Source organism: Streptomyces sp. NPDC004610 (genome assembly GCF_040609715.1).
GTDB lineage: Bacteria > Actinomycetota > Actinomycetes > Streptomycetales > Streptomycetaceae > Streptomyces.
Genome location: NZ_JBEXLA010000018.1, coordinates 90,071 through 116,539, shown reverse-complemented (window position 1 = coordinate 116,539; position 26,469 = coordinate 90,071). Strand labels below are relative to the sequence as shown.

Here is a 26,469-nt window from a genome sequence, read left to right as displayed (position 1 = left end):
GGAGGAGAACCGACGCCATGCCGGACCGCCGACGCGCCGACGCCCGCCGCAACTACGCCCGGATCCTCGCCGTGGCCGCGGAGGAGGTCGCCGCCCAGGGACCCGGCGCTTCCCTGGAGCGGATCGCCCGCACCGCGGGGGTCGGCTCGGCGACCGTGCGCCGACACTTCCCGACCCGCCGGGCCCTCCTCGAAGCGGTCTCCCAGGAACGCGTCGAGGCGCTGTGCGCCCGCGCCCGCGACCTGTCCACGGGGCCCGACAGCCGGGACGCCCTGCTCCAGTGGTTGCGCGAGGTCGTCGCCTACTGTGTGCGCGCCAGAGGTCTCGCCGCCGCGCTGTCCTACGACGACACCGGCGCCGATCCGGTGCACGGGAACGCCTGCGCGGCGAAGCTGGAGGACGCGGCGCTCCCGCTGGTGAGCCGCGCCGGGCGGGACGGGGCGATCTCCGGGGACATCACCGTCACCGACCTGATCACCCTGGCCGTCGGTATCGCCCTGGCCACGGAACACCATGCCGACCCGGCCGCGCGGGCGGACCGAATGTTCCAGCTGACCGTGACGGGGCTGAGCCCGCACGACTGATTCCGGCCGCCCGCCCGAAGCACTGCGCCGCACGCCGGGCGCCGTACGCAGCCGCCCCCCACCCCCGGCTTCGCCGCCCTCGGCGCCGCAGCGCACGCGCTGATGGCCGACCACCCCTGGGACGACCCACACGGCCCCGGCAGCCCACTGGCCCAACTGGTGGCCGAGGGCGGCCAGGTGCTCCTGCTGGGCGCCCCACTGGACTCCCTACTCCCTCCCCCTCCTGCACCACGCCGAGGCCCTCTCCGAAGCCCCCGACAAGCGATACGTCGACTACGAGCAGCCGATACTCGTAGACGGCTGACGGGTCTGGCGGCACTTCCACGACATCGACTCGTCGGACGGGGCGTTCGACTACTCCTCCGTGGTCCCCGAGGGCACATGTCCGTTCGAGGTCATCGATCGGGACATGCTCGCGGCCGGGATCGGCGGCACAGGCACGGACGGCGCCGCCGAGAGCCATCTGTTCGAGGCCCGCCAGGTGGTGGACTACGGCACGGCCTGAATGGAGGAGAAACGGGGCTGTGGAGCCCGGTGACCCGAGGCGGCGCCCGGGGAGGGAGCCGGTGGCGCCCGCCCTCCAGTGCGCCACCGGCTCCCTCCCCGCGCCTTGCGGAACCGGGGTTGCATAGCGCTCACCGGTCAAGGGCCGGCGAGGGCCTGGGTGGGGGACAGGCGGGACGCGTGGATCGCCGGGTAGAGACCCGCCAGCGCCCCGGTCACCAGCGTGGCCGCGATGCCCAGCAGGAGGGCAGGAACGGGAATGACGGTCGGCCAGTGCTGGTGGAGGGCGTAGGCGGTGGTGGCGGCGGAGCCCAGGACGGCGCCTGCCAGGCCGCCGAGGGTGGACAGGAGGAGGGACTCGGTCAGGAACTGCGTGCGGATCTGCGGACGGGTGGCGCCCAGGGAACGGCGCAGACCGATCTCGGGACGGCGCTCCAGTACGGAGATGACCATGGTGTTGGCGACTCCCACGCCGCCGACCAGCAAGGCCACCGCGCCCAGTCCGAGCAGCAGCCCGGTGAACGCGCGTCCGGCTGCCTGCTTGGCGGCCAAGGCGTCCGAGGGGCGCGAGACACTGACCTCGCCCGGCGCCTCGGGGTTGGCGGTGCCGGACAGCACTCTGGCGACCTGTTCGACATCGGCGTCCGCGGAGCGGGTGTAGATGGTGGTGGCGTGTCCGCCGAAGTCCAGCTCCGACTCGGCCGCTCTCCAGCCCAGGAGAGCCGCCGTGTCCAGTTCCGGCGCCAGCGGGGCGGGGGCGAGGACGCCGATGACGGTGAACGGGCGTCCGCCGATCAGGATCCGCGTCTCAGGGGTGGCGTGACCGATGCCGAGGCGTTCGGCCGCGGTCGCGCCGAGCACGGTGGCCGGGTAGCTGCCGGTCGCCGCGTTGAGCCAGGTGCCGCTGCGCAGGTGCGCGCGGACCGTGGACAGCAGATCGGTACGTACGGCGTAGGCGGCGAGGCCGTTGTTCTCCGCCTCGGGGATCTCGCTGTTGCGGTAGATGTTCGTCTCCGGGACCTTGCCGATGGCCGAGACCGCGTCGACCGGGCGGATCCTGCCGATCATCGCCTCCGCGGTCCTGGGGAGTGTGGCCGTTCCCCCGGCCAGAGTCTCGCCGGGGGTGACGGTGAGCAGATTGGTGCCCAGGGCGTTGAGGGTGCGGTCGAGTTCGGCGCGGGAGGAGGACGAGATGCCGATCACCGCCACCATCGCCGCGATACCGATCGCGATACCGAGGGCGGAGAGAAACGCCCGCAGCGGACGGGTACGCAGGCCCACCGCGCCGACCTTGAGTACATCGCCGGGCCACATCCGGGCCGGTTCGAGCGGGCTGCTGCCGGTCATCGGCTCGCCTCCGGGGTGGGCATGCCGAACGGCGCGGCGTCGGGTCGGGTGTCGGTGTCGGCCGGGCGGTCAGCGCTGGCGGAGGTACTGGTACAGGCAGGGGTGTCGGTGCTGGCGGAGGTGTCCGTAGGGGCAGGCGTCTCGGCGCCTGCGGAGGTATCACTGCGGGCAGCGGCGCCGACGGAGGCGTCCGCACCGGCAGAGGTACCGATGCCGATTTCTATGTCTATGCCGATGCCGATGCCGATGTCGGCGACCAGTCGGCCGTCGAGCATCCGGATCCGGCGGGGCAGTGCGTCGGCGAGGGCCCGTTCGTGGGTGATGACGACGACGGTGGTGCCCGCCGCGTTCAGCTCGCGCAGCAGCCGCATCACCCCGGCCCCGGAGACGGAGTCGAGCGCGCCGGTCGGCTCGTCGGCGAGCAGCAGCGCGGGTTCACCGGCCACCGCGCGGGCGATGGCCACGCGCTGACGCTCACCGCCGGACAGTTCGTGCGGCTCGTGGTCGAGTCGGTGGCCCAGGCCCACCCGGCGCAGTACCGCCTCGGCCCGCCGCCGTCGCTCCCGGGCCCGCAGCCCGGAGTACACCAGGCCGTCGGCCACATTGTCGATCGCCGGGGTACCGGCGGCGAGATGGAACTGCTGGAACACGAAACCGATCCGGGACGCCCTGAGCGCGGACAGCCCCGCGTCCGAGAGTGCGCCGGTGTCGTGGCCGTCGATGCGTACCCGGCCGGAGCTGGGGCGGTCGAGGGTGCCGAGGATATGGAGCATGGTCGACTTGCCGGAGCCGGACGGGCCGACGATTCCGACCAGTTCCCCGCGCGCGATGTGCAGGGTGACATCGTGCAGCGCGGTGACACCGCCGGGGTAGGACTTGGTCACACCGGTCAGGGAGATCACTTCGGCATCCCGACCTTCACGCCCTCGGCGATCCCGTCCCCGGAGATCTCCACCCGGCCGTCGGCGAAGAGACCGGTCCGCACGGGCACATACGTCGATGTCGACCCCTGGACCACCTCCACGCCGAAGCCGCCCTCGGCGAGCGTGAGCAGGGCGGCGACCGGCACGGTGAGGACGTTCTCCCGCTGTCCGGCCGTGAAGTCCACACCGACCGCGCCCAGTTCGAAGGAGGCCGCGGCCTTCTCGTCCCCCAGCGTGATGACCAGGCGGATCCTCGTCTGCGCCTGCTGGTCGGGGCCGTCGCCCTCCTCGATCACCGTGGAGACCTTGTCGATCACCCCGGCGACCGGGCTGCCGTCCGGGAGACGGACCTCGACCGCGCCGCCCTGCTTCGCGAGCCGCTGATCGGCGGGGTCGAGGTCGACCGATACGACCTTCTCGGTGCCGGTGTAGGTGAACACCTGCTGGTCAGGGCCGGTCTGCTCGCCCTCGGTGGCCGAGGCCGCGTCGACCCGCACCGCCGCGTCCGCGAAAACGACCCTCCCCAGCTCCACCACACCGGTCGTGGGAAGGCCCAGGTCCTCCTGCCACCGCTCGACGGCGACGGCGGTGGCGGCGGTGAACGCGCGGTCGGTCGTGAAACCGTCGTAGCCGAGAGCGGCGAGGTTCTTCTCCAACTGCTGCACATCCTTGCCCTCCACGCCCGGCTTCAGGGCCCGGTAGGCGGGCATCGAGCCGTACAGCAGGGTCACCGGCTCGTCGTCCACCTTGAACAGTGGCTTCCCCCAGGTGATCTCGGCGCCGGTCGGCGGGACGGCGGTGAGTGTGCCGGGGATGCGGCTGACGGCCGCCGCGGTGGTGCCGTAACCGAGTTCGCCGTCCTCGCTGCGGGAGTCGGTGAGAGTCTGCCTGGTCACCGCGGCGGTCCTCGGCGGCAGTTCGCCGGCCTCGCCGCCGCCCTCGTCGTCCCCGGTAGTGCGCAGTACGGTGAGTGCCACGGCGGCACCGGCGGCCAGCAGGACGGTGAGCGCGATGGCCGTGTTCCGCGCGGTGGGTCCGCCGGGTGCGACGGCGGTGGGCGGATCCGGTCGCATCGGGTGCGACAGAGTCCGAGTCCCGGGCGGCGACATCCAGAGTGGGCGTCGGACGAACGGCAGGGTCATCGGACGTGGGACGGTCATCAGATATGGCACGGTCATCGGACGTGGCCGGGTCCGAGGCGGCAGCGCCTGGACCCTGGTCCGGTGCCTGGTCGAGAGGCGGCTCGCTCACGGGGTGTCCTTCGGGGTGAGTTCGGCCTTGCCGCCACCGGGCAGCAGACCCCTGCAGGTCTCGTCGGCCCGCTGGAAGTCCGGGTCGTCCTGGAGGGAACCGTCCATCTCCAGCCCGCCGCCCGGGACCGGGTCGGGAAAGTCGTCCACGCCGTTCTCGCGCATGCACTGGGAGTAGGCGCGCAGCTTCTCCTCCGTCTCCTTGCTGACTTCGGCGGTTCCGCCGTTCTCCATGGGGTCGTACTGACGGCATGCCTTGAGGGCCTTGTCCGCCGTCGCCCGGTCGACAGCCCCGAGGTCGAGGTCCAGGCCCTCTCCGGGCTTGGGGTCGGCCATGTCGACGCCGTTCTCGCGCATGCACTCGGCGAACTTCTGCGCCATCTCGTCCGGGCCGAGGTCGGTGCCCCCACCGGAGCCACCGCTGCCGCTACCGCTGCTGCTACCGCTTCCGCTGTCGTTCGCGGAGGCGACTCCGTCCTCCGCGCCGTCGCTACCTCCGCAACCGGCGAGGACCAGAACGGCCGCCATCGGCAGTGCCGCCAGCGCGGCGCGTGTTCGGCCATGGATACGCATCGGGTGATCCCCTTCTCACGGGCCGGCCCGCCGCCGGCTTCTGAGAGTCGATGCAACAGCCAGCGGTGTTAACTCTCCGTTACTTCGATTCTTTACGGAAAGGAACATCTCGCTGCGGCAGCATGGTCGCGGGGCACGCTCGTGGCGCAGGGGAACGGGCCCGTGGACAGGAGGGGGAGTCCGCTGATGCGGGTACTGGTGGTGGAGGACGAGACGATCCTCGCTGATGTGATCGCGGAGTGGCTGCGCGGGGAGGCGCATGCCGTCGATGTCGTCCATGACGGCGTCGCGGCGCTGGAGCGGCTCGACGTGAACGATTACGACCTGGTGGTACTGGACCGGGATCTGCCGAGACTGCACGGCGACGACGTGTGTCGTCATGTGGTGGACTCCGGCTCCGACGCCCGCGTCCTGATGCTCACCGCGTCCGCCGAGGTCACCGACCGGGTGGAGGGCCTGTCCATCGGCGCCGACGACTATCTCACCAAACCGTTCGCGCTGCGGGAACTCGCAGCCCGGGTCCTCGCCCTCGGCCGCCGCTCCCGGCCCGCCACCGTGCCCGTACTGAACAGGGTCGGAATCACACTCGATCCGGCCCGGCGCGAGGTCTTCCGCGACGGGCGCAAGGTGGCGCTGGCGAAGAAGGAGTTCGCCGTGCTCGCGGAGCTGCTGCGCGCCGACGGGGCGGTTGTCTCCGCCGAACAGCTGCTGGAGAAGGCGTGGGACGCACACATCGACCCCTTCACCGGGGTGGTTCGGGTCACGGTGCTCAAGCTCCGCCGCAAGCTGGGTGACCCACCGGTCATCGAAACCGTCACGGGAGTGGGGTACCGCATCTCATGAGCACACCGGATCCCATGCGCACCACACCTGGCGCCCCGGGCGACACTCCGTCACGCGAGCCGTTTCCCACGCCCCCCGCACCCAACACCCCGCACCCACCCGCCCGGGTCGACCGCCCCAACCGGCGGCGCTCCCGCCGTATCACCCTGAGCCCCCGCCGCATCTCCCTGAGCCCCCGCCGTATCACCCTGCGGGCCCGGCTCACCCTGGTCTACGGGCTGCTGTTCCTGGCCGCCGGTGTGGTGCTGCTGGGCACCACATACGCCCTCTTCAACCAGCGGCTCCAGGCGGACACCAGCAGGACCGAGATCAGCACGCCCTCCCAGACACCCCCGCCCGACGCGGGGCGGGCCACCGGACCGGGGGAGCCCTCGCTCACCGGCCCGGACGGACGCACCTACACCGGCGACGGCGCCGAGGACCTGCTCAGAAACGCCCAGGAGGAGATCCGGGACGCCGCCACTGCCTCGCTGATCACCCAGGGGGGTATCGCGCTGCTCATCGTGGGCGGCGCGGCGGCGGGGCTCGGCTGGCTGATCGCCGGCCGGGTGCTGGACCCCCTCCAGCAAGTCACGCATACCGCCCGGCGGATAGCGGCAGCCCCTGCCGCCGACCGGGGTCTGCACGAGCGCATCGGACTGGACGGCCCGGACGACGAGGTGAAAGATCTCGCCCGCACCTTCAACGCCATGGTCGAGCGCCTCGACCGGTCCTTCGACGGGCAGCGCCGCTTCGTCGCCAACGCCAGTCATGAGCTGCGTACCCCCCTGGCGTTGCACCGCGCCCTGGTGGAGATGGCCATGCACCGGAGGACCGCGTCCTCGGACGTCAAGGAACTCGGCGGCAGTCTGCTGGAGATCAGCACCCGGCAGGAACGGCTCATCGCCGGGCTACTGCTGCTGGCCGGGGCGGAAAACCATCTCCCCGAGCGCCATCCGACGGACCTCGCCGACATCGCCGCGCATGTGATCCACCAGAGCGGACCGGAGGCGGACCGGGCGGGCATCACCGTCACCCATGACTTCGCCCCCGCTCCGACCCGCGGTGGTGTCCTGCTCCTTGAGCGCGTCATCCAGAATCTGGTCGAGAACGGCATCCGCCACAACGACGACCCCGACGGATGGGTCCGTGTCACCACCCGCACGAGACAGGGCGACGGCACCGCTGCGGTCGTGGTCGCCAACTCCGGCCCCGACCTGGCCCCCTACGAGATACCCACGCTGTTCGAACCGTTCCGCCGGATAGGCACCGAGCGGCTGGTCACGGCGAAGGGCGCGGGCCTGGGCCTGTCCATAGTGCGGGCGATCGTAGACGCACACGAGGGCACGGTGACCGCCGTTCCGAACCAGAACGGGGGTCTCACGGTCACGGTGACCCTGCCGTCACCGTGACCCCATCAACGACACCAAGCCCTCCACGCCCCCACGCCCACACGCCTCCACGCCGCCTTCCTCTCCCCCTCCCCTCAGCGCAATGCACCGCCGCCCCCGCGCAAGCTACCGCCCCGTACGAACCGCTGAGCCGGGGCAGGATATCTTGGGCCCGTGGAGGGTGCGGTGGCGGACGACGGGGGTGCGCGGGGCCGACGGATCCGGGGCTTGGATGCCGCGGAGCGACGGGCCAGGCGCCGGGCGGATCTACTGGACGCGGCGCTGGAGCTGTTCTCCGCGCAGGGCTACCAGGACACCTCGATAGAGCAGATCTGCAAGCACGCCTACGTCGGGACGAAGAGCTTCTACGAGGTCTTCACCGGCAAGGAAGCTGTGTACCTGGCGCTGCTCGACGGCATCGTCAAGAACGTGACCGGACGGCTCACATCGGTGCTGGACGGGCTGGAGGCGCTGGGGGACGAGCAGGCGGAGGCGGAGAGTGAGGCCGCCGCGCACGCTCTCATCCGGCACTTCGCCGATGCCTTCGTGGACGATGTCCGGGTGGCGCGGGTGACGTTCGGTGAGGGGCGGGCGGTGACACCGCTGGCGGAGGCGCACCGGCGGGCGAACAGGCGGTGGGCCGCGTCGTTCGTGGAGGCGGCCTGGGAGCGGTTGGGCGTTGAGTCGGGTGCGCACTCACGCGCGGTGGCCATGGGCCTGATCGGCGGTCTCTTCGACATCATCGCCGACTGGCTCCTGGACGCGGGCACCGAGCGGGCCACGGATCGCGCGTCGCTCCAGGACCGGCTCGACCGCTTCTACTCGGTGATCAGTTCCGGGCTCACCACACCCTGACCGCTTCCCGAGCGCGTCACTCACCGTCCCCCCTCACCCTCCACCCTCCTGACCCTCCACCCTCCTGACCCCCCACCCTCCTGACCCCCCATCACCATGGCGCGCTGCGCGGCTCGGACCGCGTCCGGGCCCATCGATGGAATCGCTCCGCATTTATGGAAACGATGCCTTGTTCCTAACAAGAGTCCGTGCTCTACTTCCGGGTAACTTACCCCTCGGCAAGGAGTCGCCGCATGGCCAAGCTCCGCACGTTCCTGACAGCGCTCATGCTGTCCGTACTCGTTTCGACCACCCTCACCACGACCGCGTCGGCGGCCGGGACGGAGCCGCCGCGGTCCGGGTGGAACGACTGGTCCTGTCGCCCGAGCGCCGTCCATCCCGAACCGGTGGTTCTCGTCCATGGGCTCGGCGCCAACAGTTGGGACAACTTCCTGACACTGGCCCCCAAGCTCCGCGCGGCCGGGTACTGCGTCTTCTCCGAGACCTACGGCAGGACGGTTCTGGGCGGGCTGGCGGGCGGACTCGCGCCGATGGCTCAGAGCGCCGCCGAGGTGGGCGCGTTCGTGGACCGCGTACGGGAGAGGACAGGCGCGGCCAAGGTGGACATCGTCGGCCACTCCGAGGGGAGCACCGTCCCCGCCTACTACATCAAGTACCTGGGTGGAGCCGCCGAGGTGGACGACTTCATCGGCTTCGGCTCCAACTTCCGCGGCACCACACTGAACGGGCTGGCGAGTCTGGCCGCCGCTCTCGGACTCCAGGGCCTGCTCACTGGTGTCGGCTGCGGCGCCTGTACGGACTATCTCCCCGGATCGGCGTTCCTCGCCAAGCTCAACGACGGCCCCGTAGCCGTACCGGGACCGACGTACACCAGCATCGTCACCCGCTACGACCGTGTCGTCACGCCGTACACGAGCGGTCTGCTCACGGGGGGCAACGCCGATGTCACCAACATCGTGCTCCAGGACGTGTGCGCCTACGACTCGGCCGGGCATCTGGGACTGGCCATCGACCCGAACGTGGCGCACCTCGTACTGAACCGGCTCGACCCCGAGAACTCGGAGCCGTTCCGTTGCCGCCCCTTCACCACCGTCGGCATCTGAACCCGACTCCGAAGCGCCCATCGATCGCAGGCGGCGCGTCGGCACCGGGGGGCCTGACCGGCCCGACAGGCCCCCCGGGTCCCGCATCCGCCACCCTCCGGCCGGCTACAGCCCTACCGCAGCATCCAGCGGTCGGCCCGGCGTGCGGCGGCGCGGAGAGTGCGGCTGGTGCCGCGCGGCAGGCGTTGCAGCACCTCGCGGACGCCATGGCGGAGGCGATGGTCGGCGGCGGTGCGCAGCAGCAGCCGTCGGGTGGTGCTGATCCGGCCGGGGGCGCTCACGGCGATCCGCAGCTGACCGCCAGGACCGCCCCAGGTGGGGGAGATGAAGCGGGGTGGTGTGCCGACGGCGACAGTCCCGACGGAGACACGGGCGCCGCCCTTGTCCAGCCGGGGCCGGCGGCCGACCCCCAGCAACTGCCCGCCCGCCCAGACCAGATGGACGCCGGGGGTCATCGGCTCGCCGCCGGTGAGTGCCAGCGGGTCGAGAACCGACTCACCGGCGACGACGACCCGGTGACGGCCCTGGCCGAGCGGTTCCAGGACCGGCGCCAGCTCCCCGTCCGGGTACCACCACTGGTTGCCGCCGGTGTCGTGCACGATGAGTTCGCCGTACGCGTGGGAGAAGGGGTCGGTGACCTCCCAGCCCTCCGCTCCCGGGATACCGTCGAGGAGTTCGGGGTCGAGGAGCATCCGTCCGTCGCGCTCGACGACGGTCAGCGGGTGGCCGTCGGCCCGGAGCATGCCGATGCGGGTCCGGATCACCAGTTTGCCGTCCCGCCAGCGGATGTCGTCCAGCTCGACCTGCGGCTTGATCTGCTTGGTGCGGCGGGCGAGTTCGATGAGGGAGTCCAGTTTCCCCTGCACGAGCAGTTCCGCCCTCAGCCCGCTGATCGCCGGAAGCCCGGCGCGCACTCCCGGCGGATAGCTGGTCATCGCCATCTGACGGACGGTGGTGTAGTACTCGTCCAGATCCTTCCCGGTGCGCTGGAGGACGCGGGGCTCGCTCACCGGCCGCAGCAGCTCCACCCGGAACGAGCGGCGCAGCATCCGGTCCTGGAGGTCACCCGGCTCCGTACCCTCCTTGATGGCCTCCACGACCTTGCCCAGATGCCCGTAGTAGTCGTCGGCGGTGACGCGGCGGCTGCTGTTGTTGCCGCCGTCCTCACGCCGGTTCCACCGGTAGCAGGGGTAGTCGCCGAGGATCGACACCGTCTGGGCCCGTACATAGGCGCGGGCCATGAACAGCTGGTCCTCCAGCCTGACCCGGCCCTCCGGGAAGCGGATCCCGTGTGCGAGTAAGAAGTCCCGGCGGAACATCTTGTGCGGGGTCAGGCTCTCGAAGAGCGGGGCGTCCGCGGGGGTGCACCGCTCGACCGTCCGTTTGAACACATTGCTGGGCCCCTGCATCGTCCCGTGGGTCTTGCCCAGCACGATGTCCGCCCCGTTGCGTCGGCCCAGTGTGTACATCCGCTCCAGGGCCTCGTACGACAACTCGTCGTCCTGGTCCACGAACTGGATGTACTCGCCCCTGGCCCGGTCGACACCCACATTCCGCGGCTTGCCGGGCCAGCCGGAGTTCTCCTGCTGGAAGACCCGGACGTGGGCGTGGGCCTCGGCCAGCTGCCCGAGGCGCTCGGCCGAGTCGTCCGTCGAACCGTCATCGACGTACACCACCTCGTACGCGTCGGCACCGAGGCTCTGCTCGACGAGTGAGGGTGCGCAACGCTCGATATAGGAACCGGCGTTGTAGATCGGTACGACGACGCTCACCTTGATCAAAACATCTCCCGGTTGTGAGTGTTGTTGCCGCGTCAGACACTCGGTGTTTGGGAAACGTTGTATGAGTGTTGGGGTTCGTTCCTTTCGTCCGTCCTTTCGTCCGCCGGACCCCTGACTCTGTGCCACCCTCACCTCCCCTTATGGCGGGCGCATGATGGGGGGCGTCAGCATCGTCGCGTCGCCCGCCCGGTAGAGCGCGGCGGGGCGGCCGACCGTGGATTTGCGGCGGCGGCCGACGGGGGTGAGGAACCCGGCGGCCTCCGTGACCTTGCGGTGGAAGTTCGGGCCGTCCAGCGGGTGGCCCCACACGGTCTCGTAGACCTTGCGCAGTTCGGCGATGGTGAACTCGGGCGGGCAGAACTGGGTGGCGACGGCCGAGAACTGGAGTTCGAAGCGCGCGTGCTCGACGGCGTCCCTAAGGATCCGGTGGTGGTCGAAGGCGAGCGCGTCCGCCGTGGCGAGGACCGATTCGACCGGTGCCCAGGTCGCGGCGGCGGCGTCCGAACCGGCGGCCGGAACCGGCGGGTCCGGCACGATCGCGAGATAGGAGCAGGAGATCACCCGGGGATCGCGCGGATCGCGGTGCGGGTCGGAGTAGATGCCGATCTGTTCGAGATGGAAGCGGGCGGCGTCCATCCCGGTCTCCTCGCGCAACTCGCGGATCGCCGTGAGGTCCAGGGTCTCCGACCCGCGCAGGAACCCGCCGGGCAGGGCGAGCCTGCCCCGGAACGGCTCGGTGCCGCGCTCCACCAGGAGCGCCTGGAGCGACCCGGCGCGGATGGTGAGGATCACGATGTCGGCCGTCAGATGGACCAGGAGGCGGGGTCGAGGAGTGTGCATGCTGCACAGATTAGCTAATTGTTCAGTTGACAATAATGAGCGGGGTCTTTAGGGTTGAATTGACAAGAAGTAGCGGGGGCAGGGACCGCTCGGCGGGTTCCTGTGCGACGTACTGTCGGGGGGACTGTTGATCGTCGCTGTGGACATCGGCGCGTCGGCCACCAAGGTCGGCATCTGGCGGAGCGGGCGCGGGGACCCGGCGGCCATCGGCATCGAGGGTGAGTTCCAGTGGTCCACCACGCTGTTCCTGGACCGCGACCGCACCCTGCTCACCGGGGTGGCCCCGGAGAACCTCTCCCGCGCCCCGCGCTACCGGGGCCGCTATGTCGTCGGGGTGAAGCAGCAGGTCAACAAGCCCGATCCGGCCACCGAACCGCTCCACCGCGAGCTGCACTTCCCGGTCGGCGACACCCAGCCGCTGGTACGCGGCATCGGCGCGATCCTCCGGCACGCGCTCACCGCGCTGCCCGGCGGGTCCGGCCCGCCCGAGCACCTGGTCCTCACGCACCCCGTGGTGTGGACCGGCATCGAGAAGGCGGTCCTCGTGGAGGCGGCGGCCTCCGTCGCCGGGGGAGTACCGGTCACCCTGGTCAGCGAGGCCGAGGCGGTCGGCCTCCACGCCGCGTCCCGGCTGCCCGCCGAAGGCATCCGCGCCGTCCTGGACTTCGGCGCCTCGACGTTCGACTTCGCCGTACTGCGCACCCGGCCGGACGCCTCGCCGCAGGTGCGGTACGAGGGCGGGCGGCTGGTCGGCGGCGACGACTTCGACGCCCGGGTCCTGCACCTGGTCCGGGACGCGGCCGACGACGACGAGCGCCGGGTGCTCGCGGACCTCGCCGCCACCGAGCCCGCCCTGCTCCGGGCGGAGGCCGAGCAGGTCAAGAAGGCGCTCAGCGACGCCGACGAAGCCGTGTTCGCGATCCGTACCGTCGAAGTTCCCGTGTACCGCGAGGATTTCGAGGAGGCCATCGCGCCGCTGGTCCTGGAGTGCCGCGCGCTGGTCCACGAGGCGCTGCGCGCACTGGGCGAACACCGGCCGGACGCGTTCGTCCTCAGCGGCGGAGCGGCACGCATCCCCTGCGTACGGGAACAGATGGCGGGCCTGGCCACCGAGCTGGGCGCGGAGATCGTGGACATCTCCCGAGAGGCCCAGGGCAGCCCGGTGGCGCTCGGCGCGGTCCGCGCCCCCCTCGGCACCGGCCGACCGCGCGCCTCCGCACTCCGCCCCTTCACCCTGACAGCGGACGTGCTGCAACCACCGTCCGCGCGTACACCGTTGGTGGCCGTGGCCGGCGGTCTCGCCACCCTCGGCACCGACGCGCGGTTACGGATCTGGCGGGACGACGGGGCGGGGCGGCTCAGCCCGCTCGCCCAGCGCTGGACGTACCCGCAGACGGTGGCGATGACGGCGGACCCGGCCGGTCACCGTCTGCTGCTGGCCAGCGAGTCCCCGGCCTTCACCGAGGTACGGCTGAACGCGCGGGGCGAGGACAGCCACAGCTCGGTCTACGGCCACCTGGCGGCCACCCCGTCCAGACCCGAGGGACGGGTCACGGCGCTGGCGTACCAAGGCCCCTTCCTCGCCTGGTGTGTCGACGGCGGCCCGACCGGGACCCTCCTCGACACCTCCCGTGGCCGCTGGCGCCCCCTCACCTTCGGCGAGCCGGTCGCGGAGCTGTTCTTCCTCGACCCCGGCCTGCTGCTGGCTCGCACCGCCACGGGCCTGGAGCTGATGGACGCGGCCGGTCGGGAGACGCTGGCGACACTGGCCCTGCCGGGCCCGGAGCCGGTCGCCCTCGCGGTGGAACCCGCCTCGGGCACCGTGGTGGTGAGCGGCCCGCGCTCACTGAGCACCTACACGGTGAATGCCCGGCACCGCTTCGAGCCACGCTGGCGGCGCGCACTCAAGGCCGGGGGCCCCGTCACCTGCGTGGTCACGGGCGGGGAGCCGACGATCGTGGTGGTGTACGACGCCCATGACCAGGTCTATCGCGCGCTCACCGGGGACACGGGGAGTCAGGTGGCCCTGCGGGACGCGGCTGCGCGCCCGGCGCCGGTCCAGCTGTACGCGAGCCCCGATCCCGGCGTCGTGTACGCCCGCACGCCGCAGTCGATCGACCGACTGCGACTCGGCCGACGACGGTCACCTGACCGACTGTCACTCGACCAACTGCGACGCGACCCGCCACGACGCGAACGGCCGGTGCGATGAGCGCTTCTGAGCCCGCGCGTCGGGTGTCCGGCCGTTCGGAGCCCGCCTCTGAGCCTGTCCGTCGGGTGTCCGCCCGTCCGGAGCCCGCCCCTGAGCCTGTCCGTCCGGTATCCGCCCGTCCGGAAACCGCCCCTCAGCCCGCCCGTCCGCAAACCGCCCCCGAGCCCGCCCGAGCGATGACCGCCTCCGAGCCCGCCCCACCGGCGACCGTCCCTGCCCCGGCCCCCAGCCCCGCCTGTGCCGTCATCGCGGACCACTGCCACGCCCTGCTCCAGCACCCGGCGCTGGCCGGGGACACGACGCTGAACGACATCGTCGCCCAGTGCGGACAGCCGTTGCGGGTGCTGATCGTGGGCGATGTCTCGACCGGCAAATCGACCCTGCTGAACGCGCTGGTGGCCCGTCCGCTGGCCCGGACCGCGTTCGCCGAGACCACGTCCTCGGTCACCTGGTACCACGGCCCCCACCTCTCCGCGCCCGCGCTCCCGGACCCGTCGCACCGGGCGGTCGCCGTCGGTTTCCCCCTCGCGGACCGACTGCTGCTGGGCGACAGCCCGGGGCTGAACACCCTCTCGGACAACCCGCGCGAGACCCTGCGGATGATGGGCGGCGGCGATCTGTCCGGTGCCGCCGCGGCCTTCGTCTGCATCCTCGACGGCGGCCGGGTCGACCACTGGGCCGACCGGCTGGAGGAACTCGCCGCCCTCTCCGCGGGCCCCTTCGACCTGGTCGGCAACGTGGTCGCCGTCATGTCGAAGATCGAGCTGGTGGACGAGGACGCCGACACCATCGAGCACCGGGTGCGCGGCGACACCCCGGTCACCTTCCGGTTCGCGGGCGTCAACCAGCGGATGGCGGTCGCCGCCAGGACCGGTCTGGTCGACCGGCGGACGGTCGCGGTCCTCGACGCCCTGCGCTCACTGCCGTCGTCCGCGCGGTGGTCCGTGCCGTCCTGGGACCGGGTGGCGGCGGAACTTTCCGGACGGGTCCCGGACGCCGACCGGGAAGCCTTCGAAGAGGCCGTCGGCGGCCCGAAGCCGCTGCCCGAACTCGTCCGGGCCACCACCGGAATGCACGACCCCGCCGATGTCGCCGCGGTGTTCGAGCGGATGTCACGCATCGGCTCGCTGGAAGCGGTGCTGACCGACATGGCCGACGACGCCGATCTGTTCACCTCCACCGCCGCCCTGGTACGACTCCGCCGCCTGGCCGCCCGCCTCCGGGACGAGCCCGCCGCGCGGGTGCGCGCCACCCTGGCCGAGGTGACGCGCAGCCCCCGGTACCAGGCGCTGTGGCCCCGGGCCGCCGCCCGGCTGCTGCGCCACACCCCCGCCGGGCACGGACTGTCGTCCGGCGACCTGACCACCGCCCTCCGGCTGCTGCGGGGCGAGCCCTGCGGACGGCACGACACCCTCGCGGCCCTCGCGCGCTGGACCGCCCGGACCGACGATCCGTTCACCGACTCCCGCTCCCGCACGGTCGCGGGCTTCATGGCCGACACCGCCCGGCGGGCGCTGGAGGCCGACGTGGAGGAGAAGAAGCTGTGAAACCCCTTCCCACCCGCAGGGCCAGGGTGGTCGGCGCACGAGCCCTCCACCGGCTCGCCGCGCGCCTGGAGCCCACGGCGAACGGGACACCGCGGCGCCCCGCGCCCCGCCGCCCGGCACCCACCCCCGTCTCCGTACCCGAACGGGACGTCAAGCCCGACGCCACGCCTGAGGACGGGCCTCGCCCCATCCCCGGCCTCAAGCCCGAGCCCCAGCCCGGCCCCATCCCCAGCCCGGACCCCAAGCCCGCCCCCACCCCCAGCCCCAAGGACCAGCCCGCCCCCACCCCCCACCCCAAGCACCAGCCCGACCCCAAGCCCCCACCGGCACCACCCGCGGACAGCGACCACCCCCCGCCCCTCCCCGGCGTCGCCTCCGATCTGCTGGCCGTCGCCGACCGGCTCGCCAACCGGGAACTGGCCCGCAGGATCCACGCGGTCGTGGCCCGGCTGCCCGGGATCGCGACGATCAGCCCCGACCCCGGGACGCCCTTCGACCCGGCCGCCCACCGCTGGAGCGAGACCCGCAGGGCCGCCGGACCGGAGCAGTACGACCGGATAGCCGACGTACTCGAACCCGGCTTCCGGGAAACCCCCTCCCGGCGGGTCCTCGCACCCGCGCGGGTCGCCGTGTACGACATAGAGGAGGACCCGCATGAGTGACACGACCGGCACCACTCCCCCTCCCACCGCCACCGCCATCGACGACCAGGCGGAGGCTGCCGTGCGCGGACTCCTCGCCCTCGCCCACGAGGCACAGGCGCTGGAGACCGCCATCGAACCGCTCAGGCACCTGGTCGACCGCTGGCGCAGCCCCGTCGCCCGGGTGGCGGCCGTCGGTGAGGTGTCGGTCGGCAAGTCGACCCTCCTCAACGCACTCGTCCGCACCCCCGTCCTGCCCTCCGCCGTCGAGGCGCTGTCGTCCGTCCAGGTCGAGCTGGTGCACGGCCCGGCCCGGTTGGCGACGGTCTTCCTTCGCCGGGGCACCACCGTGACGGTCCGGGACGTGGCGGACGAGCAGGAGACCGAGGACTATCTGACCGCCCGCGGCGCCAAAATGGTGACGCGGCGTCACGGCCGGGACGCCGAAGTGCTCGGCGCGGTCATCGCCCTCCCCTCCGAACTGCTCGCCGCCGGTCTGCGGCTGACCGACACCCCCGGCGTAGGCGGGCTCAACCCCGCCCACCGCAGGGCCACCGTCGCGGCGCTGGCCGACACCGACGCGGTGCTGTTCGCCATCCGCCCGGACCGGCCGATCAGCGCCTCGGAACTGCGCTTTCTCGCCGAGTCCGTGGGCCACGTCGGCAGCTACGTCATCGTCCAGACCCACGCCGACCAGACCAGCGACGCCGCCGCCCGGCTGCGCGAGAACCTCGCCACGCTGCGCTCCCCGCAGACCTGGACGGCGCTGCTGGGCGACGAGGCACGGGGCAGGGAACTCGCCGACCGCTTCCGCGAGGAGGTCACCGGGGTCAGTGTCTCCGCCAAGCAGGTGCTGGCCGCGTACCAGGAGCCCGCCGGACCCGGCCGCGACCGCGAACTGGAGCTGAGCGGTCTCACCGAACTCGGCACCCGGCTGCGGACCGACGTGATCGACCAGATCGGGCTGATCCACCGGCGCACCCTGCTGCACCTGGCCGACTCCACCATGGCCGCGGTCGCCGACCGGCTGACCGGGCGCCGGTCCCTGCTCGCGGCGGGCGAGGAGGGCGAGCGCGCCATCCGCGCGCGGCAGCGGAACGTCCACCGGTGGATCGCCAAGCACGGCGACGTCTGGAAGCCCGATCTGGACGCCGCCGCCGACGAGGCCCAGAAGCAGGTACGGGAGTTGGCGGAGGAGCGGGTGCGGGTGCTGCGCGCCGACTACGAGCAGCGGTTCGCCGGCCAGAACCCCAAGGCACTCCAGGAGATCTGTCTGCAACTGGTCACGGAACCGGCCGCCGCCTCGGCCGAGATGCAGGCCCTCGTCAAACGGCGGCTCGACACCGCGGTCGACGAGATCACCCGCGACGATCCGCAGGGGCCGGTCGGCGCGCATCTGGGCCGGCTCCAGTCGGCCGGGGAACTCGCCGTGCGGGTGCCCGGCCCGCTCACCGCGGGCGCCTACGAACTGGACGACACCACGGCGTCGGCAGCCGCGATGGTGGGCGTCGGGGTGATGTCCCGCAGCGTGGTCTTCGAGCAGCGCAAGCAGGGCACCCCCCACCCCTACGGCACCACCGTCGCCCTCGCCGGCGCGGCGATCGCGGCGCTGCCCGCGGCGGTCCTGATGGCGGGCGCGGCGGCGGTGCTCTTCGGCGGGATAGCCGCCTGGCGTAAACGCCGGGCCCGCACCCAGGAGGCCGCGGCCGAACTGCTGGAGGACGTGCTGTCGGCGATCCGCGTCGCCGCGGCGAACGACGCCTGCGCCCAGGCGTGCGAGCAGCGGGACGCCCTCACCGTGGAGATCCAGAACCGGCTGGAGCAGGAGCAGGCCCAGGTCGACCGCGACCGCGCCGACCTGGTCCGGATCACCGGCCTCACCCTCGACCAGCGGGTGGGCCTCCTGAACGAGATCGACCTCGCGGAGCGGGAACTGGAGCGGCTGCGGGCGCAGTTCGAGGAGGCCCGGCTGCTATGGACCAGTTGAGCACCGGCCGCGCCACCGCGCCACCGGGGCCCACCGGACCGGAGCCGGCACCCGGGGGACCGTCGGCCCCGGACCTGCTCCTGCACGTCCTCATCAGCGAGTACGAGGCACTCAAGGCGGAGCAGAACGCCCGGATCATCGCCCGCGACCATCTCATGTACGCGACCCTCGCGGTCTTCGCCGCCACCGCCGCGGGCGTCGTCGGGGCGGGCCACGCCGCCGGACTCGTCCTGCTCCTGCCCCCGGTGTGCATCGTGCTCGGCTGGACCTATCTGGCCAACGACGAGAAGGTCTCCGCCATCGGCCGCTACTTCCGGACGGCACTGCGGCCACGCTTGGCGGCAGCGATCGGCGCGGCACCGTCCGATGTCCTCGCCTGGGAGACCGCGCACCGCGGCGGACGGCTGCGGGTGTCCGGCAAATACCTCCAGCTCGCCGTGGACCTGATCATGTTCGCCGTTCCGGCCATGCTGGCCCCCCTCTCCTACCTCTGGTCCGACAGCACCGGCCGACCGGCCCTGACCGTGGTGGCGACCGCCGAACTGCTGGCGGCCACCGTCCTCTCCACCCGCATCGTCCTCGCAGCGGATCCCCGCGACGGAGGTGAGCCGTGATGGCCACGAAGACCGACACGCACGACGCTCTGAACCCCAGAGTGGGCCTGGTGGTCGCCCTGGACGAAGAGTTCTGGTACGTGATGTCCAGACTCGACAAGCTCGGCGACGTCGAGCACGAGAAGCGCGTCTACTACCGCTTCCGCGTCCCCGGCTCCGATGTCACCGGAGTCCTCACCGTCCTCGACACCATGGGGCTGCCGAACGCCGCCGTCGCCGTCAACGACCTCGTCCACGCCTTCAAGGTCTCCCTGGTCGCCCTCGTCGGCACCGCGGCGGCGCTCGACGACGATCTCGCGCTCGGTGATGTCGTCATCGCCTCGGAGATCGTCGACTACCTCAACCAGAGCAAGATCGTGGACGACGCCGAGGACCCGACCCGCCCCCGCTACCGCCTGGCGGCCACCAACTGGAAGCCGTCCGCCGACCTGCTGCGCTACGTCAACAACTTCCCCCGCCGCGCCGCCACCGCCGAACTCGCCCGGAACTGGTCCGACGAGGCGCACGCGGCCTGCCGCATCGAGCCGTCCCACCGCCCCGCCACCGGCCCGCGCTACCACGTCGCCCCCGTCGCCAGCGGCGAACACGTCGTCGGCTCGGAGGTGTTCAAGGAGGTGCTGAAGACCCACCATCGCAAACTGGCGGCGGTGGAGATGGAGGCGGGTGGCGCCGCTCTGGCCGCCTACCCCCAGGACCATGTCGACCTGCTGGTCCTGCGCGGCCTGTCGGACCGCGCCGAGGCGACGAAGGCCGCCACCGACGCCATTGTCGACGTCGACGGCCGCCCCAACGCCCTGCGCGACTACGCCGTCGGGAACGCCACCCGACTCCTGACGATCATGCTGGCCGACCCCGGCTTCCCCTGGTCCCCCCGAGAGGAGCCCCCGGAGATTCCGCCGAGAACCACCGGCCTCTTCGCGGCCACCACGGGCCACGTACTCAACGGACTCGCCTCACACGGCTTGGGTGCCGCGGTCGCGCTCCCCGTCGGCTATGAACTCGGACACCGGGTCACCGCGCATCTGATGCACGATCAGCCCTCGAACGCGAAGGAGGGCGAACGGCAGCCGCAGGCATCCGTGCCCGGGGGCGGGGGCGATATGCCGGAAGTGCTGGATGTGCCGGATGGGCTGTATGTGCCGCCGGGCATCGACTGGAGACGACATGGCTCCGACCAGCCAACGGAGCCGAGGTCGGAGTCGAGGTCGGGGTCGGAGCCGAGGTCGGAGTCCGGCTCGGGGTCGGAGGTCGGGTCGGCGTCGGAGTCCGGTTCGGGGGTGGAGGCGGCCCAGGACCGGACGACCACCGGCCCCGTCGATCCCCCCAGCGATATCGACATGGGTGGGGAGTTCGGCGCCTTCCTCGGCTGATCGCCGCCGGGGTCCGGTCCGGGGCTGGAGGTCAGTTGTTGATCACCAGGAAATCGATGGACGTGGGGAGTTCGCTGGGCCAGTCGACGAAGACGCGCGTGCCGACGCCGTTCTGGTGGGGCGCCAGATTCAGGATGCTGATCTTCGCCGCACCGAGGAACTTCGCGCCGCCGCCCGGTGGCGTCTCCGCGATGGACGCGAACACCAGTGAGTCGGCGCCGATGGGTGCCGTCGCACCCCCGAGCAGATCGAGGTCGACGACGCCCTTGAGGGGCCCCAGGGCAAAGCGGAGGGCGTAGGAACCCGGGCCGATCGCCGTGGTCTCGGCCTCGGCCAGGGACAGTGTGCGGGTCTGGATCTCGTCCGTGGTCTCTTGCATGGCCGCCTCTTGGATCCGGGGTGGGGGAGGCGCAAGGCGCTTGTCATGTCTTGCTTCCAGCGTGTTTCCCCGGACGGGTGATCGCAACTTGCGGCAGCGGCGGGAACGTGCGCGCGGCGGCGTCGGCGGGGCCGGGCAGGGCCGGGCAGGGCATACGCCGGTTCGCCCGGGGAAGCCGAGAGGGATCCGAAGACGGGGATCCGGAGAAAGGGATCCGAAGAGAGGGAAGAGTGAGGTGAGCGCATCGTGATTGTCGTCGGGATCGTCGCCGTGTGCGTGGTTCTGCTGATTCTCGGGTTCGTTCTGCCGCGATCGTCCTGGTACCCGCAGAGTCGCGTGCAGCGCATGCTGGGTACGGGTGCCCGTACGGGCGGGAAGGCGCCCGGTCTTCTCGGGCGGGTCTTCAGCAAGCCGTTCCATTCCAGTTCGCGGGCCGTCGGGCGATCCGGCTCGGCCGGGCGCAGGGCGCGGCGGCGGATGCCGTTCTGAGCGCAGGTGGCGATGGTCGATGTGAGTGGTCCTTCAGGGGATGAGATGAGAGCAGTCAGGCCCCATCGCGTTCCGGCCGCCGGGCCCGGCACGTAACCAGCATCCCGGGCCACGAGCACCCTCGGGCATCGCCTGCCCATCTCTTCCCCCATCTCTTCGCCTACGCCTTTGTCCATGTCATCGCCCATGACCTGACCGCTGGTTCCGACAGCTTCGGAATTCGGGAAATCGGTGCCCTGGCGCGGCGTCAGGAAGGGTGCGAGGGCGGCGCCGAGGGTGGGTGGGAGTGAATGTGGGCGAGGCCGTGGCGGTCGGGGCGGACGATGCCGTGACGGTCCCTCAGCATCCCGCTCAGAGCCTCCCCATACTTGCTCTGACCTGGCATTTTCCTGGATTTCCCCTAGGGTGGAAGCGTTGTTGGACACCCGTTGGAGGGGGCTCTGTGAGTGACGTGAGTGAAGGCGCGGACGAGTATGGCGCTGCCCGGGTCGAGGTCCTGGAGATGATCAGGAAGCGGCCCGGGATGTATGTCGGCTCGGCCGGGCCGCGCGGGCTGCACCATCTGCTGTGCGGGGCCGCGGACGAGGCGGTGAACGCGGTCGCCGCGGGCCGGGCGACCCGGGTCGAGATCGTGCTCCTGGCGGACGGCTGGGTGCGGGTCACCGATGACGGCCCGGGGTTCCCTCTTCAAGGGGACGGGGACACGCCGGGGTTGGAGGACCTGTTCACCCGGCTGCCGCCCTTCCCGCCGGGGCCCTGTGGCCGGGAGCGGGTGCTCGTCGGCACCTGGGGGGTCGGGCCCTGTGTCGTCAACGCGCTGTCCGCCCGGCTGACTGCCGAGGTGCGGCGCGACGGGGTGCGCCGGGTCCAGGAGTACGCGTACGGCGAGCCGCTAGCGCCGCCCGCTACCGTCGGCCCGGCGGACGGCACCGGGACACGCATCACCTTCCGGCCCGACCCCGGTCTGTTCGAGACGCTGGACTTCTCCTTCACCGGCCTGGAACAGCGCTTCCGCGAACTGGCCTTTCTCTACCCGGCCATGGACATCACCCTCACCGACCGCCGCCCTCCGGGGCCGGAACGGTCGGTGCGGCTGCGCTACCCGGACGGCCTGGGGGACCTGTTCGCCCACACTGTGGCGCAGAGGGAGCTTCCGGTGCCCACGGACGCCGTCCGCTTCGCGGCGGAGGACGCGCGGATGGGGGGAACCATGGAGGTCATCCTGGGCTGGAGCGGCACCGGCCCGGATCACGTCCTGGGCTTCGCCAACGGCCGCTCCACCCTGGACGGCGGCACGGCCATCGAGGGCCTGCGGGACGGGGTGAGGGCCGCGTTGGACGCGCGGGCGCGGGAGCGCGGCGGCCGGCAACCGCTTGGCCTCGGGCTGATGGCGGTCGTGTCCGTCAAGCTCGACAGTCCCGTCTACGAAGGTCCCATCCGCGGCAGGCTCGCCGGCGACGGGGTGCGCGAGGCGGTGGGGGAACGCGTCCGGGAGGCGGTGGGCGCGTGGCTGGACGGTGATGCGGAGCGGGCGCGGGGAGTAGTGGCGGGGAGTTCTCGCTAGGGCCCCGTGTGTGTCTCCGCCTCGGGGTCTGCCTAAGCCCCGGGTGCGTCCGCCTCGGGGGTGGCGGGATCGCTCGGTGAAGTGCCGAGGTGGCTGTGGATGTGTGCGAGGACGACGGAGACGAGTTGGTCGAACTGGGCGTCCGTGCTGGGGGCGGGCAACTCGGCGGCCTCTCGCAGGGCGGGGAGGTCGAGGTCGGAGTGGGCCGCCAGCCAGGTGCCGGGGACCGGTGCTCCACGGTCCTCGGCGGAGGGAGCGGCAGGGCGGTCGACCACGAGGGCGAACGAGAGCATCAGAAGGGACAGATGGCGGTGCACCTCCAGCGCGGCCGGAAGACCGAGGCCGATGTCGCGCAGGAGCTGGAGGAAGCGGTCGACGTTCAGCAGGCGGTTGGGGTGTACGGACGCGGGGGGCGCGTCCTCGTCGAGAGAGACGAGGAGGGCTCGCGGCCAGCGCGCGTACAGCTCGCGCAGTGAGCGCGCGTACCCGGTGACGGACTCCTCCCAGGCCGTGGGGCGCAGCGGCGGCAGGGTCCAGGAGTCGAGCATGAGGGCGAGGGCGAGGTCGATGACCTCCTGGCGGTCCTCGACGTAGTTGTAGAGAGCCCGCACGGTGACGTCGAGTTCGGCCGCCAGGGCGCGCATGGTGACGGAACGGAACCCTTGCGTACCGGCCATCTCCAGCGCCTTGGCGGCGATGGCCTCCCGGGTGAGGACGGGACGGCCCTTGCGCGTGGTGGGGCGACGGCGGGAGGTGGCAGGCATGGCGTCATCGTACGGCCGCTTGAACTTCACACACGTTGACTTTTAGCGCCGGGAGCCTGCAGGCTGTCCCCACCAGCCCTGCGCGCCCGGAGGTCGCCTGCCGTATGGAAGCCGCGAAGTCCCGTCCGGGAAAGCAGAAGTCCCCTCTCAAAGCTCGCAGGTCCCGTCGTTTCCCGCCGCCGAGTGGGGTCCTCGTGCTGGTGATGGCCTCCACGGGACTGGTCGTCGTCGACCTCACCATCGTCGCCATCGGACTCCCGCTGATCGGCGAGGACATCGGCGGCGGGGCGTCCGTGGAGTCGGTGGTGGTGACCTACATGGTGGCGATGGGGGCACTCACCCAGGTCGCCGGAAGTCTCTCGGACCGCTGGGGGCGGCGGTCTCTCTTCCTGGCCGGGATCGCCGTGTTCACCCTGGCCTCGCTGGCCGCCGCCCTCGCACCCGACCTGGGGTGGCTGAACGCCGCCCGGGTGGTCCAGGGCTGCGGAGCCGCGGTGATCATGGTGAACGGCATCCCGCTGATCGCGGACCGCTACACCGGCGAGGAACGCAATCTCGCCATCGGCGCCTGGGGGTCGTGCGCGACCGCGGCCGGGCTTCTCGCCCCTACGGTCGGTGGAGTGCTCGTCGACGCCTTCGGATGGCGGTCGGTCTTCGCGGTCAACCTTCCGCTCGGGGTGGCGGCCTGGGTACTGGCCGCCCGTGTGCTGCCCCGCGACGCGCCCCGGAACTCCTCGGCCGGACGGCCCGACTGGGCCGGAAGCCTGCTGCTCATCCTCGGCATCGGAACCGCGACCCTGCTCATGCTCCGCCCCGGCGACACACCATGGGCGGCCCAGGACACCGCCGTCCTGCTCACCTCCTGCCTGGCCCTCACCGCTTTCCTGGTCCTCCAACTCCGCGTGCCCCTACCGACCTTGGAGCTACGACTCTTCAAACGGCCCGCGTTCTGCGGCGCCATGCTCGCCGTCCTCCTCTCCCGCGTCCTGACCATCGGCGGCTCGGTCTACCTGGTCCTGTACCTCTCGGACGGTCTGGATCTGACCCCGACCTCGGCGGGGCTCCTGATGACGCCGATCTTCGTCGCGCAGATGGCCATGGGCATGGTCGGCTCCCGGTTGCTCAGTCACTGGGCCCCCGGGGTGGTGATCGGTTCCGGCTATCTGCTCAAGGGCGCCGGATTTCTGGCCCTGGCGCTGCTGATCACCCCCGGCACACCGTGGTGGGCGCTGCTCATACCGCTGCTGGCCTGGGGCGCCGGTGGCGGAATCGCCGGTGCCCCGGTGATGGCCGTGGCGGTCCAGGTCACCGAACCCGAACGGGTCGGCATGGTCGCCGGGACCGTCTCCACCCTCGCCTCCCTCGGCGCGGGCGTCGGCACGGCGGCGCTGGGCGTGGTCTTCGCCCACTACGACGGCACCGGTTCCGGCAGCCAGGCGGTCACCGACGGCACCCGGGCCGTCCTCACCGTCTCCGCCACGCTTGCGTTCATCGCCGTACTGACCACGGTCGCGCTCCTGCACCCGCGCCGGGTTCCCCGCCGGGAGCGGAGCCGGGAGGGCGTTGAGTGACGGGTGACCGGGCGGAGTCGAGCACCTTCACCTGAGCGAGGAGCCGACGACCGGTGAGGCGACGATGGCCGACTCCGATGACGTACTGCCGCTGCTGTGCCCGGCCTCGGAGCGCGGCGGGTTCCGGGCGCCGGTCAGTGACCGGCGAGCAGTTCGAGCGTGTCGATCACCCGGTTCGAGAACCCCCACTCGTTATCGTACCACGCGACCACCTTGATGTGACGGCCGTCGACACGGGTGAGAGCCGAGTCGAAGATCGACGAGGCCGGGTTGCCCGTGATGTCGGACGACACCAGCGGGTCGTCGGAGTATTCGAGGACACCGGCGAGCGGTCCCTCCGCCGCCGCGCGGTACGCCGCGAGCACCTCGTCGCGCGTCACCTCACGGGTGACCGTCGTATTGAGTTCGACGATCGAGCCCACCGGAACCGGTACCCGGATCGAGTCGCCCGACAGCTTGCCGTCGAGGTTGGGCAGGACGAGGCCGATCGCCTTGGCGGCGCCCGTCGTGGTCGGGACGATGTTGACGGCGGCGGCACGGGCGCGGCGGGCATCGCGGTGCGGGCCGTCCTGGAGGTTCTGCTCCTGGGTGTAGGCGTGCACCGTCGTCATGAAGCCGTGCTCGATGCCGGCGAGATCGTCAAGCACCGCGGCCAGCGGCGCGAGGGCGTTGGTCGTGCAGGAGGCGTTCGAGATGACGGTGTGCTCGTCGGGGTCGTAGGCGTCCGTGTTCACACCGAACGCGAGCGTGACATCGGCACCGTCCGACGGCGCGCTGACCAGCACCTTCTTCGCACCTGCGGTGAGATGGGCGCGGGCGGCCACGGCCGAGGTGAAGCGGCCCGTCGCCTCCAGCACGATGTCCACGCCGAGTTCGGCCCAGGGCAGCTGTGCCGGGTCCCGCTCGGCGAGCACCGTGATGCGGCGGCCGTCGACGATCAGGGCGTCCCCGTCGGCGGTCACCGGGCGGCCGAGACGGCCCGCCGTCGTGTCATAGGCGAGCAGCCGCGCGAGGGTGGTGGGCTCGGTGAGGTCGTTGACCGCGACGATCTCCAGCTCACTGTCACGTTCCAGCAGCGCACGCAGCACATTGCGTCCGATGCGGCCGAATCCATTGACGGCGATGCGCGTCATGAGTGATGTCCCTTCGGTTTTCGTTGACCGTTCGACGGTTCGACGGTTCGACGGTTCGACCGTTCGCGGCTCACGGCTTACGACTTACGGCTCACGGCCAATCTCGCGTGTGGTGTCCGCTGACGACAGTGGCGTGATCGCCAGGGTTCAAAAGGATCGCGCCAGGGCGCCTGGGCGCCAGGTTCAGAGGGAGGGATCGGCTCAGGTCGAGTACTGGCGGCCCGT

At 71.6% G+C, this 26,469-nt stretch carries 22 protein-coding genes and 2 pseudogenes; 15 read left to right on the top strand and 9 right to left on the bottom strand.

Annotated elements, in window-relative coordinates:
- The first annotated feature begins 17 nt into the window (after positions 1–17).
- Together ABZX40_RS21250 and ABZX40_RS21245 are read left to right on the top strand one after the other, a co-directional pair.
- Complete coding sequence (locus tag ABZX40_RS21250) at positions 18–584, top strand: TetR/AcrR family transcriptional regulator (RefSeq protein ID WP_355740225.1); 567 nt, start codon at positions 18–20, stop codon at positions 582–584.
- Positions 574–1,089, top strand: a pseudogene (locus ABZX40_RS21245) (AAC(3) family N-acetyltransferase); the annotation flags it as partial. The gene ABZX40_RS21250 and the pseudogene ABZX40_RS21245, both read left to right, overlap by 11 nt.
- Before the next feature lie 137 nt (positions 1,090–1,226).
- On the opposite strand, the gene ABZX40_RS21240 reads toward ABZX40_RS21245, so the two are convergent.
- The 4 genes and pseudogenes from ABZX40_RS21240 to ABZX40_RS21225 form a co-directional block, all read right to left on the bottom strand.
- The gene (locus ABZX40_RS21240; protein ID WP_355740227.1) at positions 1,227–2,435 is read right to left on the bottom strand and encodes an ABC transporter permease; all 1,209 of its coding nucleotides are present in this window, start codon (positions 2,433–2,435) and stop codon (positions 1,227–1,229) included.
- 251 nt (positions 2,436–2,686) lie between these two features.
- Positions 2,687–3,337 (bottom strand): annotated as a pseudogene (locus ABZX40_RS21235) (ABC transporter ATP-binding protein); the annotation flags it as partial.
- Positions 3,334–4,431: a peptidoglycan-binding protein gene (locus tag ABZX40_RS21230; protein ID WP_355740229.1), complete on the bottom strand. Its 1,098-nt coding sequence runs from the start codon at positions 4,429–4,431 to the stop codon at positions 3,334–3,336. The pseudogene ABZX40_RS21235 and the gene ABZX40_RS21230, both read right to left, overlap by 4 nt.
- Before the next feature lie 174 nt (positions 4,432–4,605).
- Complete coding sequence (locus ABZX40_RS21225) at positions 4,606–5,181, bottom strand: hypothetical protein (RefSeq protein WP_355740231.1); 576 nt, start codon at positions 5,179–5,181, stop codon at positions 4,606–4,608.
- Positions 5,182–5,367: 186 nt separating this feature from the next.
- Between ABZX40_RS21225 and ABZX40_RS21220 the strand changes: the two genes are divergently transcribed.
- The 4 genes from ABZX40_RS21220 to ABZX40_RS21205 all read left to right on the top strand — a co-directional run bounded on the left by ABZX40_RS21220 (position 5,368) and on the right by ABZX40_RS21205 (position 9,352).
- The gene (locus ABZX40_RS21220; protein WP_355740233.1) at positions 5,368–6,024 is read left to right on the top strand and encodes a response regulator transcription factor; all 657 of its coding nucleotides are present in this window, start codon (positions 5,368–5,370) and stop codon (positions 6,022–6,024) included.
- Between the two features lie 14 nt (positions 6,025–6,038).
- Entirely contained in the window at positions 6,039–7,415 is a 1,377-nt protein-coding gene (locus ABZX40_RS21215; protein WP_355740235.1) for a HAMP domain-containing sensor histidine kinase, read from the top strand.
- Between the two features lie 207 nt (positions 7,416–7,622).
- Positions 7,623–8,249 (top strand): TetR/AcrR family transcriptional regulator, encoded by a 627-nt coding sequence (locus tag ABZX40_RS21210; protein WP_355740237.1) that lies wholly within the window; start codon positions 7,623–7,625, stop codon positions 8,247–8,249.
- A gap of 233 nt (positions 8,250–8,482) precedes the next feature.
- Positions 8,483–9,352, top strand: a complete 870-nt coding sequence (locus ABZX40_RS21205) for an alpha/beta hydrolase (protein WP_355740239.1) — start codon at positions 8,483–8,485, stop codon at positions 9,350–9,352.
- A 113-nt stretch (positions 9,353–9,465) separates the two neighbouring features.
- On the opposite strand, the gene ABZX40_RS21200 is transcribed toward ABZX40_RS21205, so the two are convergent.
- Both ABZX40_RS21200 and ABZX40_RS21195 read right to left on the bottom strand, forming a co-directional pair.
- Positions 9,466–11,124 carry a glycosyltransferase family A protein gene (locus tag ABZX40_RS21200; protein ID WP_355740395.1) on the bottom strand — a complete coding sequence of 553 codons (1,659 nt, stop codon included), beginning with the start codon at positions 11,122–11,124 and terminating at the stop codon, positions 9,466–9,468.
- Positions 11,125–11,271: 147 nt separating this feature from the next.
- The gene (locus tag ABZX40_RS21195; protein ID WP_355740241.1) at positions 11,272–11,973 is read right to left on the bottom strand and encodes an NUDIX domain-containing protein; all 702 of its coding nucleotides are present in this window, start codon (positions 11,971–11,973) and stop codon (positions 11,272–11,274) included.
- A 127-nt stretch (positions 11,974–12,100) separates the two neighbouring features.
- Here ABZX40_RS21195 and ABZX40_RS21190 point away from each other — a divergent pair, with 127 nt between their 5' ends.
- The 6 genes from ABZX40_RS21190 to ABZX40_RS21165 all read left to right on the top strand — a co-directional run bounded on the left by ABZX40_RS21190 (position 12,101) and on the right by ABZX40_RS21165 (position 20,344).
- Entirely contained in the window at positions 12,101–14,185 is a 2,085-nt protein-coding gene (locus tag ABZX40_RS21190; RefSeq protein ID WP_355740243.1) for an Hsp70 family protein, read from the top strand.
- Between the two features lie 176 nt (positions 14,186–14,361).
- Positions 14,362–15,732 carry a GTPase gene (locus tag ABZX40_RS21185; RefSeq protein ID WP_355740245.1) on the top strand — a complete coding sequence of 457 codons (1,371 nt, stop codon included), beginning with the start codon at positions 14,362–14,364 and terminating at the stop codon, positions 15,730–15,732.
- Positions 15,729–16,394 carry a hypothetical protein gene (locus tag ABZX40_RS21180; protein ID WP_355740247.1) on the top strand — a complete coding sequence of 222 codons (666 nt, stop codon included), beginning with the start codon at positions 15,729–15,731 and terminating at the stop codon, positions 16,392–16,394. Before ABZX40_RS21185 ends, ABZX40_RS21180 begins: the two co-directional genes overlap by 4 nt.
- Positions 16,387–18,360 (top strand): dynamin family protein, encoded by a 1,974-nt coding sequence (locus ABZX40_RS21175; protein WP_355740249.1) that lies wholly within the window; start codon positions 16,387–16,389, stop codon positions 18,358–18,360. Before ABZX40_RS21180 ends, ABZX40_RS21175 begins: the two co-directional genes overlap by 8 nt.
- Positions 18,348–18,974, top strand: a complete 627-nt coding sequence (locus ABZX40_RS21170) for a hypothetical protein (protein WP_355740251.1) — start codon at positions 18,348–18,350, stop codon at positions 18,972–18,974. Before ABZX40_RS21175 ends, ABZX40_RS21170 begins: the two co-directional genes overlap by 13 nt.
- Positions 18,974–20,344 carry a hypothetical protein gene (locus tag ABZX40_RS21165; RefSeq protein WP_355740253.1) on the top strand — a complete coding sequence of 457 codons (1,371 nt, stop codon included), beginning with the start codon at positions 18,974–18,976 and terminating at the stop codon, positions 20,342–20,344. Before ABZX40_RS21170 ends, ABZX40_RS21165 begins: the two co-directional genes overlap by 1 nt.
- A gap of 31 nt (positions 20,345–20,375) precedes the next feature.
- Here ABZX40_RS21165 and ABZX40_RS21160 read toward each other — a convergent pair whose 3' ends face one another.
- Positions 20,376–20,723, bottom strand: a complete 348-nt coding sequence (locus ABZX40_RS21160; protein WP_355740255.1) for a hypothetical protein — start codon at positions 20,721–20,723, stop codon at positions 20,376–20,378.
- Between the two features lie 246 nt (positions 20,724–20,969).
- Here ABZX40_RS21160 and ABZX40_RS21155 point away from each other — a divergent pair, with 246 nt between their 5' ends.
- Together ABZX40_RS21155 and ABZX40_RS21150 are read left to right on the top strand one after the other, a co-directional pair.
- On the top strand, positions 20,970–21,212 hold the full coding sequence (locus ABZX40_RS21155) for a DUF6411 family protein (protein ID WP_355740257.1): 243 nt from the start codon (positions 20,970–20,972) through the stop codon (positions 21,210–21,212).
- A 442-nt stretch (positions 21,213–21,654) separates the two neighbouring features.
- On the top strand, positions 21,655–22,776 hold the full coding sequence (locus tag ABZX40_RS21150) for a DNA gyrase subunit B (protein WP_355740259.1): 1,122 nt from the start codon (positions 21,655–21,657) through the stop codon (positions 22,774–22,776).
- A gap of 32 nt (positions 22,777–22,808) precedes the next feature.
- On the opposite strand, the gene ABZX40_RS21145 is transcribed toward ABZX40_RS21150, so the two are convergent.
- Positions 22,809–23,540, bottom strand: a complete 732-nt coding sequence (locus ABZX40_RS21145; RefSeq protein WP_355740261.1) for a TetR/AcrR family transcriptional regulator — start codon at positions 23,538–23,540, stop codon at positions 22,809–22,811.
- Between the two features lie 203 nt (positions 23,541–23,743).
- Between ABZX40_RS21145 and ABZX40_RS21140 the strand changes: the two genes are divergently transcribed.
- A complete protein-coding gene (locus ABZX40_RS21140; protein ID WP_355740263.1) occupies positions 23,744–25,111 on the top strand; it encodes an MFS transporter in 1,368 nt (455 codons plus the stop codon).
- A gap of 134 nt (positions 25,112–25,245) precedes the next feature.
- On the opposite strand, the gene gap is transcribed toward ABZX40_RS21140, so the two are convergent.
- Positions 25,246–26,244, bottom strand: a complete 999-nt coding sequence (gap, locus tag ABZX40_RS21135) for a type I glyceraldehyde-3-phosphate dehydrogenase (protein ID WP_355740265.1) — start codon at positions 26,242–26,244, stop codon at positions 25,246–25,248.
- Positions 26,245–26,469 lie beyond the last annotated feature (225 nt).